The sequence below is a fragment of the Kitasatospora sp. NPDC087271 genome (assembly GCF_044744605.1).
Taxonomy (GTDB): Bacteria; Actinomycetota; Actinomycetes; order Streptomycetales; family Streptomycetaceae; genus Kitasatospora.
Genome location: NZ_JBIUYQ010000006.1, coordinates 1 through 13,494, shown reverse-complemented (window position 1 = coordinate 13,494; position 13,494 = coordinate 1). Strand labels below are relative to the sequence as shown.

Genomic DNA, 13,494 nt, shown 5'->3' with positions numbered 1-13,494 from the left:
GCGGGGGGCCCCGCCGCCGCCCCGCCCCCCGCCGGGGGTTGTTTTTTTGTTGGGGGGGGGGGGGCCGCGCGTGGGGGGGGCGCGGGGGGGGGGGGGGCCCCCCCGGGGGGGGGGCCCCCCCCCCCGCAACTGGTTGGGGAGAGCCAAACGCCCAGCGGCCCGGAGGTCAACGGGCCCGCCTCCGCACTGGCCGATTCTCGCCAACTAACCGAGGGGGAAGGGATGTTGGATACCGCCGGGTGGTTGCGGAAGGTGCGGGGCCGGCGTGCCCGGCCCCGGCCCCCGACCGGGGTTACGGGCGGGTGGTCAGTTGACCGTCCAGACCTGGAGGGGCGATCCGGTGTCGGGCTGCTGGGTGGTCCGGGCGCCGTCGGCGGTGGACGCGGTGGTGAGCAGCAGGCCGCTCTTCTGGGAGGTGATCCGGTAGCCGCCGGCGGCCGGGGTGAGCTGCCAGCGCTGGTTGCCGCCGCCGGTGCAGGCCCACTGGATCACCTTGGCGCCGACGGAGGTGGAACCGCCGTCGACGTCCATGCACAGGTGCGACTCGCCGTTGGCGATCTGGTAGCCGCCGTCCGCCTGCCGGGTGAACACCCAGGTCTGGTTCGGGCCGCCGTTGGGGGCCCAGGTGACCAGTTGGGTGCCCTGGGCGGTGGAGTGGCCGGGGTCGTCGAGGGCCTTGCCGGCGGCGGTCAGGGTGTGGGTGCCGTCCAGCGGGGGGTTGGGCGCGGTGCCGGTGGCGGTCAGGGTGAGGGTCTGCTCGCCGGGGCCGCGGGTGCCGCCGACGGGGTTGCCGGTGGTGTCGGCCCAGCTGCGGGTGGGGGTGGTCTCGGTGGACCGGCTGTTGGTGGAGGAGAGGCCGAGGACGAGTCCGCTGTAGCGGTTGACCAGCTTGAACGTGCCGGTGGCGGTTCCGTCGGCGGACTTCCCGGGGATGACGAACCACTGCTGGCCGACGGTGGGCCCGCCCGGGCCGGCGGCGGTGGCGGTGGGGCGGGCGCCCCAGGCGCGACCGGCGGTGGCGGTGGAGTCGACGCCGAGCAGGCGGCCGGTGGCGGCGTTGGCGATCCGGTAGGAGCCGTCGCCGTTGGTGGTGAAGCTCCAGGCCTCCAGGTCGGAGCCGGTGCCGGCGGCTAGCGAGGTGGTGGCCGGGCCGCCGGCGACCTGGGCGAGGAGTCGGCCGTCGGCGTTGCCGATCCGGTAGGTCCTGCCGGGGTCGACGGGGGGAGCGGCGGGCGCGGAGCCGTTGATCGTCACGTCCACGTACTCGCCGGACGCGCCGTTGGAGCAGCCGAAGGCGCAGTACGAGCGGAAGGTCCTGCCGACGACGGTGCTGTTGGTGCGGTTGGCGCTGTCGAGGAACCAGCGGTACCAGGACGCGGTGTGGTAGCCGCCGGTGTCGCCGATCGGCACCCACTTCTGGCTGGCGAGGTCGGCGGTGGCGTAGTACTGCTGGGGCGCCGAGCCGCTCTGGTCGACGGCCTGCGGCTCGGCGATGTACAGCCCGAGGTAGGCGTTGTAGGTGATGTCCATGACGAACAGCGGTGAGGTGGGGGGCATCGTGCCGGCCGCGACCTGCTGGGCGACGGTGCCGGTGTTCGCCGGGTCGTACTCGTCGGCGACCGGGGTGTAGCCGGTGGGGTGCGCGGAGTCGGCGGGCACCAGGTTGCTCTCCTGGCCGCCGGTGCCGGGCTGCGACCACGCGCCGTCGTACCACTTCTGCCACGAGTCGGGTGCCATCTTGGCGGCGATCGGGGCTCGGGCGACGTGTTCGTGGAAGGCCTTCCAGCTGCCGCCCTTGTCGACGATCCGCGAGCCGTAGAAGACGTAGAAGTAGCCCGAGGCCGTGTCGACGAAGAGGCGCTGGTCGCCGTCCCCGTAGTCGAAGGTCTGGTTCGGGAAGGCCGCGGTGTCGCCCCGCTGGGTGCTGTAGGGCGAGGTGATGGCGTGGTCCTTGATGGTCCACGTCCGGCCCTGGTCGCTGGAGACGGCGTAGTCGATGGCGTCGAAGTGGAGGCCGTCGCCGAAGGGTTGCGGGGTGAACTCGTTGTGCACCAGCCCGTACCAGTCGCCGGTGTCCGGGTCGACCCAGATGCCGGAGAGGTCGCAGTAGTTCTTCTGGGCATAGCCCGACCCGGCGGGCGCGGAGGTCGAGGTCAGGCCGGTGGGGCTGTTGTTGCAGCGCCAGGTGGTGTCGTTGTTGCGGTCCTGGGGGTTGGCGGGGTTGACGGCGTTGCTGAGCGCGCTCGACCGGGTGGCGGAGTCGAAGTCCGTGCCGGTGAAGAAGTCCCAGTAGCGCGGGTCGTTCGCGCCGTAGAGCGCGGCGGACTGCTGGAAGTAGAAGGTGCCGTCCTTGTCGGTGTACGGGACGGCGGGGGTGTCGGTGGGGTGGGCGTAGCCGACCGGCTTGCCGACGCTCACGGTGTACGGGGCGGTTGACGGGGCGCCGGCCGGGGCGGCTGACGGTTCGGGGGCGGCCGACGCGGACGGGGCGAGGCCCGCGCTCAGCGCCAGGAGCGCGGGGGCGAGGACGGCGGCGAGTGCTCTGCGGGGTGGGGCGGACACGAGGTCTCCTTCGGTGCTGCACCGTCGGGGCGGGGTGGGCGGTGCTTCTCGGGCCCGCCGGTCGTCGTTGGGGGCGCGACCGCCGAGGCCGGCGATGGCATGCAGTATCCGGCCCTCTTGCGCGCAACTGTCAACACCTCTGAGCAACAAATTGCGCAGACGGGTTCCATGGAGTGCTTGAAGATGCTTGAATCTGGCCAGAAAGAAGCAGGTATCAGCAACTATCTAGTGGAGGTGGCCGATGGCGACCCATGTCGAGGCCGAGATCGCCAGCCAGCCGGACTGCTGGCGCCGCGCTGCGGAAGTCGCCGCGGCGGAGTGCACGGCGCTGCCGGAGGCCGGTGAACGGGTCGCGGTGATCGGCTGCGGGACCTCGCTGTTCATGGGCCAGGCGTACGCCGCCATGCGGGAGTCGAGCGGACAGGGCGTCACGGACGCCTTCGCCGCCTCCGAGTTCCCGGGCGTCCGCTCGTACGACCGCGTGATCGCGCTGACCCGCTCCGGCACCACGACCGAGGTCCTGGCCCTGCTGGAGCGGGTGCGCGGAAAGGTCCGCACCGCGGCCGTCACCGCCGACCCGCGGACGCCGGTGATGACCGCGGCCGACGACATCGCCGTGCTGGACTTCGCCGACGAGCGGTCCGTGGTGCAGACCAGGTTCGCCACCACGGCGCTCACCCTGCTGCGGGCCCACCTGGGCCTGCACACCGAGGCGGTGGAGGCCGACGGCCGGGCGGCCCTGGCGGAGCCGCTGCCCGAAGGCCTGGTGGACTGCACCCAGTTCACCTTCCTCGGCACCGGCTGGACGGTCGGGCTGGCGAACGAGGCCGGCCTCAAACTGCGCGAGGCCGCGCTCGCCTGGAGCGAGGCGTACCCGGCGATGGAGTACCGGCACGGCCCGATCAGCATCGCCGCGCCGTCCACCGCCACCTGGATGCTGGGCGCCGCACCGGCGGGCCTGGCCGAGCAGGTCCGGGGCACCGGCGCCCGCTGGATCGAGGGCCGGCTCGACCCGCTCGCGGAACTGGTGCGCGTCCACCGGCTGGCCGCCGCGCTGGCCGTCGCGAAGGGCCTGGACCCGGACCAGCCGCGCAACCTGACCCGGTCCGTGGTGCTCGCCGACTCATGACCGATCAGCCTCGGCTCACGACCGGCCGGCGTCAGCCCGTGCCCGACCGGCGTCTGGTCGTCGCCGTGGACGTCGGCGGCACCGGCATCAAGGCCGCCCTGCTGGACCGGGAGGCGGCCGTCCGGCACCAGGTGCGGCGCGCCACCGGGCGCGAACGGGGACCGGAGGCCGTCGTGGCCACCGTCGTCGACCTGGTCGCGGACGTGCGGCGGGAGGCCGGGCGGCAGGGCGCGGAGGTCGACGCCGTCGGCCTGGCCGTTCCCGGCATCGTCGACGAGGCCACGGGGACGGGCGTGTACTCCGCCACGATCGGCTGGCGGGACGTCCCGTTCCGGGAACTCGTCGCCGAGCGCACCGGCCTGCCCGTGGCCGTCACCCACGACGTGCGCGCCGGCGGCGTGGCCGAGGCCCGGCTCGGAGCCGGGCGCGGCGAGGAGCGCTTCCTGTTCGTCCCGGTCGGCACGAGCATCGCCGCCGCCGTCATGACCGGCGGCCGCGCCCTGCCCGGCGCGCACCACCGGGCCGGAGAGATCGGCCACCTCGTGGTGCGCCCGGGCGGGGAACCGTGCGCCTGCGGGGCCCGGGGCTGCGCCGAGACCTACGCCTCGGCGGCCGCCGTGGCGCGGCGCTACACCGAGGCCACCGGCCGGCCGGCCCCCGCACCGGAGGTGGCGCGGCTGGCCGCCGAGGGGGACCGGGCGGCCGGCGCCGTCTGGCAGGAGGCGGTCGACGCCCTGGCCGACGCCCTGCTGACGGCCGTCCTGGTGCTGGACCCGCCGCTGGTCGTCCTGGGCGGGGGCCTCGCCGAGTCCGGCGACCTGCTGCTCGCCCCGCTGGCCGCCGCGCTGGCCGCCCGCGCCCGGATCCAGGTCGCGCCGCGCCTGGTGCCCGCCGCGCTCGGGGACCGGGCCGGCTGCCTGGGCGCCGGACTGCGCGCCCTGGACGCGGCGGCCGGCCGCGCGGCCCCGGAAGGGAGCCCGGCGCCGTGATCGTCACCGTGACCCCGAACCCCGCCCTGGACATCACCTACGGCGTGCCGGCGCTGCGCCCGCACACCAGCCACCGGGTGGCCTCCGTCCACGAACAGGCCGGCGGCAAGGGCGTGAACGTGGCCCGGGTCCTGCACGGCCTCGGCCGGCCCACCACCGCCGTCCTGCCGCTCGGCGGGCCCACCGGCGCGGTGCTGCGGGCCGACCTCGAGCGGGCCGGCATCGCCTGCCTGGGCGTCCCGCTGGCCGCCGGCACGTCGACCCGGCGCACCGTCGCCGTGGTCGACGCCGTCGACGCCACCGTGCTGAACGAGCCCGGACCGGAGCTCTCCGCCGAGGACTGGACGGCCCTGCGCGCCGCCGTCCGCAGCCTGCTCCCCACCGCCCGGGCCCTGGTGCTGTCCGGGAGCCTGCCGCCGGGCCTGCCGGGCGGCGCCTACGCGGACCTGGTCCGCCTCGCCCACGCGCAGGGCGTGCCGGTCGTCCTGGACGCCGACGGCGCCGCGCTCACCGAAGCACTGGCGGCCGGGCCCACGGCCGTCAAGCCGAACGCGGTCGAACTGCGCCGCGCCACCGGCATCGCCGACCCGCTCCGCGCGGCACACGCCCTCGTCGACGCCGGCGCCCGGGCGGTGGTCGCCTCGCTCGGCCCCGACGGGCTCCTCGCCGTCACCCCGGACGGCAGCTGGTGGGCCCGCCTGCCCCCGGAGGCCGACGTGCGGGGGAACCCGACCGGCGCGGGGGACGCGGCGGTCGCGGCGCTGGCCGCGGCCCTCGCCGACCGCACGCCGTGGCCGGCGGCGCTGGCCCACGCGGTGGCCCTGTCGGCCGCCGCCGTCCAGGCCCCGTACGCCGGCCGGTTCGACCCGCAGGCCTACCGCGGCCACCTCCCGCTGGTCCGGGTCACCCCGGCCGCGCCCTCCGCCGGCTCGGCCCCTTCCGACTGAACAGCCCCACCCGACAGGAGAGTTCATGCCCCTGGCAGCCACCGGCGGCCTCGTCGCCCGGGCCGCGGCCCGGCACGGCGCCGTCGCCGCCTTCAACGTCATCACCCTGGAGCACGTCGAGGCCGTCGTCTCCGCCGCCGAGACCGCCGGCACCGCGGTGATCCTCCAGGTGAGCGAGAACGCGGTGCGGTTCCACGGCGGGCGGCTGGCCCCGCTCGCCGCGGCCGCCGTGCGCTGCGCCGAGCCGAGCACCGTCCCGGTGGCGCTGCACCTGGACCACGTGAAGACCGGCGTCCTGCTCCGCCAGGCCGCCGAATGCGGGTTCAGCTCGGTGATGTACGACGCCGCGCACCTGCCCTACGCGGAGAACGTCGCCGCCACCCGCGAGGCCGCCGTCTGGGCGCACGGCGCCGGGCTCTGGCTGGAGGCCGAACTCGGCGAGGTCGGCGGCAAGGACGGCCGGGGGCCGCTGGACGCCCACGCACCGGGAGCCCGCACCGACCCCGAAGAGGCGCGGCGCTTCGTCGAGGAGACCGGCGTGGACGCCCTCGCCGTCGCCGTCGGCAGCTCCCACGCGATGACCTCCCGCGACGCCCGGCTCGACCACGACCTGCTCGCCGCCCTGCACGCGGCCCTCGACGTCCCGCTCGTCCTGCACGGCTCCTCCGGGGTTCCCGACGACGAACTGCGCCGCGCCGTCCACGGCGGCATAGCCAAGGTCAACATCGGCACCGCCCTGAGCATCGCCATGACGACCGCCGTCCGGTCCCACCTGGCGGCGGACGAGCGGGGCGTCGACCCCCGCGCGTACCTGGCCGCGGGCCGCGGGGCGATCACCGAGGCTGTCGGCCGGCTCCTGCCCGTCGTCGCGGGGACCGCCGGATGACCGCGCCCCGGCCGACACCGTCCCCCGAACCACCCCCTAGAGGACCACTCATGCTCCAGATCGACCGGACCGGGTTCACGCTCGACGGGCGCCCCCTGCGCCTGCTCTCCGGCGCCCTGCACTACTTCCGCAGCCTGCCCGGGCAGTGGCCGCGCCACCTGCGGATGCTGCGGGCGATGGGGCTCAACACCGTAGAGACGTACGTCCCCTGGAACCTGCACGAGCCCCGCCCCGGCGCGTACGACTTCACCGGCATCGCCGACCTGGAGGCCTTCCTGCGGGCCGCCGCGGACGCCGGACTGCACGCGATCGTCCGCCCGAGTCCCTACATCTGCGCCGAGTGGGAGAACGGCGGCCTGCCCTGGTGGCTCCTGGCCGAACCGGGCGCGGCGGGCCGCGGCCTGCCGCTGCGCACCAGCGACCCGCGCTTCCTGGCCCACGTCGACCGCTGGTACGACACGCTGATCCCGATCCTGGCGGCGCACCAGACCACGCGCGGCGGAAACGTCCTGATGGTCCAGATCGAGAACGAGTACGGCTCCTACGGCACCGACCGGGCCTACCTCGCCCACCTCGCCAACGGCCTGCGCGCCCGCGGCATCGACGTCCCGCTCTGCACCTCCGACGGGCCGGAGGACTTCTTCCTCACCGGCGGCGCCCTGCCCGGCCACCTCGCCACCGTCAACTTCGGCAGCCGCGCCACCGAGGCCTTCGCCGAGCTGCGCCGACACCGCCCCCAGGACCCGCCGATGTGCATGGAGTTCTGGAACGGCTGGTTCGACCACTGGGGGGAGCCGCACACCACCCGCCCGGCCGAGGACGCCGCCGCGGCCCTGCGCGAGATCCTGGCGGCCGGGGCCTCCGTCAACCTCTACATGGCCCACGGCGGCACCAACTTCGGCACCTGGGCCGGCGCCAACACCGCCGATCCGCGCACCGGCCGGGGCTACCAGCCGACCGTGACCTCCTACGACTACGACGCCCCGCTGGACGAACGAGGCGCCCCCACGGCCAAGTTCCGTGCCTTCCGCGAGGTCCTGGCGGCGTACGCGGACGGCCCGGTGCCGGAGCCCGAGGAGCTCCCGGCCACGCTGCCGGCGTGCCGGGTGGAGCTCGACCGGTCCCTGCCGCTGGCGGACGTGGTGGACCACCTGTCCACCGGCGAGGTCCGCTCCGCCGTCCCGCTCTCCTTCGAGGAACTCGGCCTCCCGCACGGCCTCGTCCGCTACCGGACCACCATCCCCGGCCCGCGCGCGCAATACCCGCTCACCGTCGAGGGGCTCGCCGACCGGGCCCACGTCCGCGTCGACGGCACCCACCTCGCCACCCTGGAACGCGACGTCGAGCACGAGCCCCTGCTCGTCCCGGTGCCCGGCGGGGGTGCCCGGCTGGAGCTGCTGGTCGAGTCGATGGGCCGGGTCAACTACGGAGCCGGGATCGGCGACCGCAAGGGGATCGCCGGGGCCCTGCACACCCAGCAGTACCTGCACGGGTGGACGGCCGACCCGATGCCGCTGGCCGACGGGACGCCGGACCGGCTCCCCTGGGACGCGGCCGGCGCCCCGGCCGCCGGCCCCGGCGCGGCCTTCCACCGCGGCGCCTTCGAGGTCGCGGAGCCCGCCGACGGCTACCTGGCGCTGCCGGGCTGGGGCAAGGGCTACGTCTGGGTCAACGGCTTCCTGCTGGGCCGCTACTGGGACCGCGGACCGCAGTGCACGCTCTACCTGCCCTGGCCGGTTCTGCGCAGCGGGACGAACGAGATCACCGTCCTCGAACTCGACCGGTCCGGCGAACCCGCCGTGCACCTGGTGGCCCGGCCCGACCTGGGCTGACACCCCGTGCATCCGGCCCGTCGCCCGGCTCTCCGCCCGGGTCTCCGCGCGACGGGCCGTGTCGAAACCGAGACCGCTTCGTGCTCCGAAGCTCTAGGAACCTGCTCGATATTGAGCAATACTCATCCGAACTGCGCACCATAGAGCAGGGGGTGGTCCGATGGGCACGCGACCACCGACGTCCGGACCGGGCCAGGGCCAGGACCAGGACCAGGATCCGGCCCCGGCCCTGGATCCGGCCCCGGAGCCGGCTCGGTGAGGAGGCCGCCGACGCGCGGCGGCACTCCCGGCCGGCCCCAGAACCTCCGGAACCCGGACACCCCTGCCGACCCCCACCGCACCTCCACCCCCACCGCACCGCACCCGCTCGCGCCAGCCGCCGTCCACCCGACGCCGCGCCGCGATGGCCGAGGGCCAGTACACGTAAAGGACGAGATCCTCATGGCGAAGACACGAATCCGCACCCGCCTGCTGGCCGCCGCCGCGACGCTGCCGCTGCTCGCCGGCATCGCGGCCTGCGGATCGGGCGGTGACGGCGCCTCGGGCGGCGGAGGCTCCGCCGAGGTCACGTTCTGGGGCTGGGCGCCGGGCTACGAGGAGGCGGTGGCCCAGTACAACGCGGCCCACCCGGACGCCAAGGTCAAGTTCGAGAAGATCGTGTCGGGCAGCAAGGGCGGCTACGCCAAGATCTTCGCGGCCGTCAAGGCCGGCAACGCCCCCTGCCTGGCCCAGGTCGGCTACGAGTCGCTGCCCAGCTTCGTCGTGGAGGGCGCCGTCCAGGACGTCAGCGGCGAGGCCGGGCAGTACCAGTCGCAGTACGGGGACGGCGCCTGGAACGCGGTGAAGGTCGGCGGCCAGGTGTACGGCATCCCGGTCGACGTGGGCCCGATGGCGCTCTACTACCGCACCGACCTGTACGCCCAGTACGGTCTGAAGCCGCAGGCGACCTGGGAGGAGTTCGCCGCCGACGCCGCCAAGGTGCACGCCGCCAACCCCAACGGCTACCTGAGCGTGTTCAACCCGGACGACCCGTGGTGGTTCGCCGGCATGTCCGCCCAGGCCGGCGGCAGTTGGTTCGGCACCGACAGCAAGGGCTGGAAGGTCTCGCTCGCGAGCGACCCGGCCACCGCCAAGGTCGCGAAGTACTGGCAGGGCCTGATCGACCAGGGCCAGGTCAAGTCCGAGCAGGGCTTCAGCCCCGACCTCTACAAGGACCTCCAGGACGGCACGCTCGCCGCCTACCCCGGCCCGGTCTGGTTCTCCTCCATCCTCGAACAGAACGCGGCGCAGGCGTCCGGCAAGTGGGCGGTCGCACCGATGCCGCAGTGGCAGGGCGGCGCCAAGTCGGTCGGCAACGACGGCGGTTCGTCCACCGCGGTGGTCAAGGGCTGCAAGAACACCGCCGCTGCGCTGCGCTTCGCCAACTGGATGAGCACGGACGCCGCCGCCGTCGGCACCCTCGTGGACAAGGCCGGCATCTACCCCGCCTCCACCAGCGGCACGTCGGTGCCGGCACTGGCGAAGCCGAGCGCCTACTTCGGCAACCAGCCGATCTTCGACGTCTTCAAGCAGGCGACGGCGCAGGCCCCCAAATGGAGCTGGGGCCCGACCATGACCCAGACCTCCAGCGACCTCACCGACGCCTTCGGCGCGGCCGTCGCCGCCCACGGCGACCTGACGGCGGCGCTGGGCACGGTGCAGAACAAGACCGTCGACGCGATGAAGTCCAAGGGGCTGACGGTCACCGCCGGCTGACCGGCTCGCCGGCGGACCCCGCGCGGTCCGCCGGCCCGGGCGCGTCCGACCCGTCCGACCCGTCCGACACGCCCGAGGGACCGACCACCGCCCGCACGAGAGAGAACCCCAGATGAGCGCAGCAACCCCGGCGGCGCCGGGCCGCACCGCCCCGAAGGCCGCCACGGTACGACGGACGCCGTCCCGCAACCGCGCGGCCCTCGGCTTCCTGGCCCCCTTCGGCCTGCTGTTCACCGTCCTGTTCCTGCTGCCCATCGGGTACGCGCTCTGGCAGAGCCTGTACCGCGTGGAGCGCTCCGGCCTCGGCTTCGGCCCGGCCAGAACGGTCTTCGCGGGGCTCGACAACTACACCGCGGCCCTGGGCGACGGCTCGTTCCTCGCGGGCGTCGGCCGGGTGCTGCTCTTCGGCGTGGTCCAGGTCCCGGTGATGCTCGGACTGGCCCTCGGCCTCGCCCTGCTGATCGACGCCAAGGGCACCCGGCTGCGGAAGTTCTTCCGGCTCGCCTACTTCCTCCCGTACGCGATCCCGGGCGTCGTGGCCACCATCCTCTGGGCGTTCCTCTACCTGCCCGGCACCAGCCCGCTCGTCGCCGGACTGAGGGACATCGGCATCGACGCCGACTTCCTCTCGTCCGGCACCGTCCTGTGGTCGATGGCCAACATCGTCACCTGGACCTGGACCGGCTACAACATGCTGGTCATCCTCTCCGCCCTGCAAGCCATCCCCAGCGAGCTCTACGAGGCCGCCGACCTCGACGGCGCCGGCCCCTGGCGGACCGCCTGGCACATCAAGATCCCGCTGGTGGCCCCCGCCCTGGTGCTGACCGGGATCTTCTCCATCATCGGCACCCTCCAGCTCTTCACCGAGCCGATGGTCCTGCATTCGCTGGCCTCGACCGTCTCCGCCGACTACACCCCCAACATGGCGGCGTACAACGCGGCGTTCGGCACCAACGACTACGGCAAGGCCGCGGCCATCGCCGTCCTGCTGGCCCTGGCCACCTGCGTCCTGTCCTTCACCTTCCTGCGCCTCTCGGTGCGCATCACCGGAAACCGGGTGACCGCATGAGCACCGCCGACCTCCGCCGCCGCCCCGAGACCGCCGGCCCGGCGCGCCGCCGCCCCGCCGGGCCCGCCCGACTGGGCGCCCCCGGCCGCCGGCCGCGCCCCAACGTCCTCGGCACGGCCGTCCTGTTCGTGCTCTCCGCCTACTTCCTGCTGCCCGCCTGGTGGCTGCTGGTGGCCTCCACCAAGAGCAGCAGCGACCTGTTCGGCAGCGGCGGCTTCTGGTTCTCCACCCTCCACCTCGGCGACAACCTGCACGACCTGGCCACCGCCAACGGCGGGCTCTACTTCCGCTGGCTCCTCAACACCGTGCTGTACGCGGGCGTCGGCGCCGCGGCCGCCACCCTGCTCGCGGCGATGGCCGGCTACGCGCTCACCAAGTACCGGTTCCGGGGCCGCGAGGCGGTGTTCAACACGATCCTCGCCGCGGTGCTCGTCCCCGCGCCGCTCCTCGCCCTGCCGGTCTACCTGCTGCTGTCCAAGGCCCATCTGGTCAACACCGTCTGGGCGGTCCTGCTGCCGAGCATGGTCAGCCCGTTCGGCGTCTACCTCAGCCGGATCTACGCCGCCGCGTCCGTCCCGGACGAGATCCTGGAGGCCGCCCGGATGGACGGCGCGGGGGAGTTCCGGATCTTCTTCACGGTGGTCCTGCGGATCTTCTCGCCGGCGCTGGTGACCATCTTCCTGTTCCAGTTCACCACCATCTGGAACAACTTCTTCCTGCCACTGGTCACGCTCTCCGACCAGAAGCTCTGGCCGGTCAACCTCGGCCTCTACTACTGGAACGGCCTGCGGGACCACACCCCGTACAACCTGGTCGTCACGGGCTCGTTGGTCTCGGTCGTCCCGCTGGTCGTGGCCTTCCTGCTGTTGCAGCGGTTCTGGCGCACCGACCTGACGGCGGGCGGCGTCAAGGCCTGAACCGGGCCCCGGGGCGTGGTCGGTGGATCAGGCCGCCCCCGGGGCCCGTCGGCGGTCAGGCCCGCCGGACCCGGACGCCGCAGCCGGTGACGGCCCGCTGCTGCGCCTCCGTCAGGCCGTCGTCCGTCACCAGGTCGTGGACGTCGGAGAGCGGGCAGATCCGGGCGAAGGTGACCTTGCCGACCTTGGTGCTGTCGGCCAGCACGACCGAGCGCGCGCTGCTGCGCAGGAACGCCCGATCGGTCTGGGCCTCCATCTCGTCGTGCGTGGTGCAGCCCTCCTGCGCCGTCAGGCCGTCGACCCCGATGAAGGAGATGTCCAGGTGGTACTGCGAGAGCATCCGGTCGGCGGCCGGACCGACCAGTTCGTAGCTGGCCGTACGGGCGATGCCGCCGATCACCACGAGGCGCACCTCGGGGCGGACGATCAGGTCGGCGGCGATGTTCACCGCGTTGGTCACGACGGTGATGCCGGTGCGCTCGGCGAGCACCCGGGCGAGCTCGCTGGTGGTGGTGCCGCCGCTGAGGCCCACCACCGCCCCCTCCGGCACGAGTTCGGCCGCGGCCAGGGCGATCCGGCGCTTCTCCTCCCGCTGCTTCTCGCCGCGGTGGCGCAGCGGCAGTTCGAGGTTGACCGAGCCGGTCACCGCGCCGCCCCGGGTGCGGTGCAGCAGCCCCTGCTCGTGGAGCTCCTGGAGATCGCGGCGCACGGTCGCGGTCGAGACGTCCAGGAGTTCGGCGAGCGCGTGCACATCGGCGCTCCCCGCTTCGGTGACGTGCGAGAGGATCCGGGTGGCGCGATCAGCTTTGAGCATGACGCGATTCTAGCCCGGTCCGGAGCCAAACCCCTGGGTGGCGCCGGGTCGGACTGATTTCGGCGAGCAGGTCGCAGGTCTGGTCGTCCGCTCGAATCTGACTATCATGGCGATGAAACAAGCAACTTCACTCAGTTCTACGGCTGCCCGGAGCAGCGCCGGAGGTGACCGCGTGACAGCGGACCGCATGTCCCTGGCCGGTGCCCGGCTGGTCCTGCCCGGCGGCGTCGTCGAGGGCGGCCGCCTGGCCGTCGGGGGCGACCGGATCGCCGGCCTCGGAGGCGAGAGCGAGCCCGGCGACCTCGACCTGACCGGGTACACCGTCGTCCCCGGCTTCGTCGACCTGCACGTGCACGGCGGCGGTGGCGCCTCCTACGCCTCCGGTATCGTGGAGGAGGCCCTGCTCGCCGCCCGTACGCACCTGGAGCACGGCACCACCACCACGGTCGCGTCCACCGTCACCGGGGAGATCGACGAGGTCGCCCGCCAGGCGTCCGTGCTGTCCGAGCTGGTCGAGGACGGCGTGCTGGCCGGCATCCACTTCGAGGGCCCGTTCATCTCGCACAACCGCTGCGGCGCCCACCGCCCCGACCT

At 74.0% G+C, this 13,494-nt stretch carries 11 protein-coding genes; 9 read left to right on the top strand and 2 right to left on the bottom strand.

The features are described from left to right. Nucleotides 1-306: 306 nt before the first annotated feature. Complete coding sequence (locus ACIO9K_RS12245; protein ID WP_400328984.1) at nt 307-2,562, bottom strand: RICIN domain-containing protein; 2,256 nt, start codon at nt 2,560-2,562, stop codon at nt 307-309. A 241-nt stretch (nt 2,563-2,803) separates the two neighbouring features. Between ACIO9K_RS12245 and ACIO9K_RS12240 the strand changes: the two genes are divergently transcribed. The 8 genes from ACIO9K_RS12240 (at nt 2,804) to ACIO9K_RS12205 (ending at nt 12,086) form a co-directional block, all read left to right on the top strand. Then, nucleotides 2,804-3,691, top strand: a complete 888-nt coding sequence (locus tag ACIO9K_RS12240) for an SIS domain-containing protein (protein ID WP_400328981.1) — start codon at nt 2,804-2,806, stop codon at nt 3,689-3,691. Further along, nucleotides 3,688-4,680: an ROK family protein gene (locus ACIO9K_RS12235; protein ID WP_363586279.1), complete on the top strand. Its 993-nt coding sequence runs from the start codon at nt 3,688-3,690 to the stop codon at nt 4,678-4,680. Before ACIO9K_RS12240 ends, ACIO9K_RS12235 begins: the two co-directional genes overlap by 4 nt. Next, nucleotides 4,677-5,627 (top strand): 1-phosphofructokinase family hexose kinase, encoded by a 951-nt coding sequence (locus ACIO9K_RS12230; protein ID WP_400328977.1) that lies wholly within the window; start codon nt 4,677-4,679, stop codon nt 5,625-5,627. Before ACIO9K_RS12235 ends, ACIO9K_RS12230 begins: the two co-directional genes overlap by 4 nt. A 25-nt stretch (nt 5,628-5,652) precedes the next feature. After that, a complete protein-coding gene (locus ACIO9K_RS12225; RefSeq protein WP_363625764.1) occupies nt 5,653-6,513 on the top strand; it encodes a class II fructose-bisphosphate aldolase in 861 nt (286 codons plus the stop codon). Between the two features lie 50 nt (nt 6,514-6,563). Then, nucleotides 6,564-8,345, top strand: a complete 1,782-nt coding sequence (locus ACIO9K_RS12220; protein ID WP_363625766.1) for a beta-galactosidase family protein — start codon at nt 6,564-6,566, stop codon at nt 8,343-8,345. A 441-nt stretch (nt 8,346-8,786) separates the two neighbouring features. Further along, nucleotides 8,787-10,100, top strand: coding sequence for an extracellular solute-binding protein (locus ACIO9K_RS12215; protein ID WP_363625768.1), 1,314 nt, complete (start codon nt 8,787-8,789; stop codon nt 10,098-10,100). A gap of 112 nt (nt 10,101-10,212) precedes the next feature. Continuing rightward, a complete protein-coding gene (locus ACIO9K_RS12210; protein WP_363625770.1) occupies nt 10,213-11,169 on the top strand; it encodes a sugar ABC transporter permease in 957 nt (318 codons plus the stop codon). Next, nucleotides 11,166-12,086, top strand: a complete 921-nt coding sequence (locus ACIO9K_RS12205) for a carbohydrate ABC transporter permease (protein WP_363633010.1) — start codon at nt 11,166-11,168, stop codon at nt 12,084-12,086. The genes ACIO9K_RS12210 and ACIO9K_RS12205 overlap by 4 nt, the downstream gene beginning before the upstream one ends. 55 nt (nt 12,087-12,141) lie before the next feature. Here the strand turns inward: ACIO9K_RS12205 and ACIO9K_RS12200 are convergent, their stop codons facing one another. Beyond that, nucleotides 12,142-12,900: a DeoR/GlpR family DNA-binding transcription regulator gene (locus tag ACIO9K_RS12200; RefSeq protein WP_363586284.1), complete on the bottom strand. Its 759-nt coding sequence runs from the start codon at nt 12,898-12,900 to the stop codon at nt 12,142-12,144. Nucleotides 12,901-13,087: 187 nt separating this feature from the next. Here ACIO9K_RS12200 and ACIO9K_RS12195 point away from each other — a divergent pair. Next, nucleotides 13,088-13,494, top strand: a 407-nt coding sequence (locus tag ACIO9K_RS12195) for an amidohydrolase family protein (protein WP_400329585.1), incomplete at its 3' end; no start/stop codon positions are given.

Coding starts and splice junctions, on each gene's coding strand:
- ACIO9K_RS12240 (WP_400328981.1), top strand. CDS start 2,804: ATGGCGACCCATGTCGAGGCCGAGATCGCCAGCCAGCCGGACTGCTGG.
- ACIO9K_RS12235 (WP_363586279.1), top strand. CDS start 3,688: ATGACCGATCAGCCTCGGCTCACGACCGGCCGGCGTCAGCCCGTGCCC.
- ACIO9K_RS12225 (WP_363625764.1), top strand. CDS start 5,653: ATGCCCCTGGCAGCCACCGGCGGCCTCGTCGCCCGGGCCGCGGCCCGG.
- ACIO9K_RS12220 (WP_363625766.1), top strand. CDS start 6,564: ATGCTCCAGATCGACCGGACCGGGTTCACGCTCGACGGGCGCCCCCTG.
- ACIO9K_RS12215 (WP_363625768.1), top strand. CDS start 8,787: ATGGCGAAGACACGAATCCGCACCCGCCTGCTGGCCGCCGCCGCGACG.
- ACIO9K_RS12210 (WP_363625770.1), top strand. CDS start 10,213: ATGAGCGCAGCAACCCCGGCGGCGCCGGGCCGCACCGCCCCGAAGGCC.
- ACIO9K_RS12205 (WP_363633010.1), top strand. CDS start 11,166: ATGAGCACCGCCGACCTCCGCCGCCGCCCCGAGACCGCCGGCCCGGCG.
- ACIO9K_RS12200 (WP_363586284.1), bottom strand. CDS start 12,900: ATGCTCAAAGCTGATCGCGCCACCCGGATCCTCTCGCACGTCACCGAA.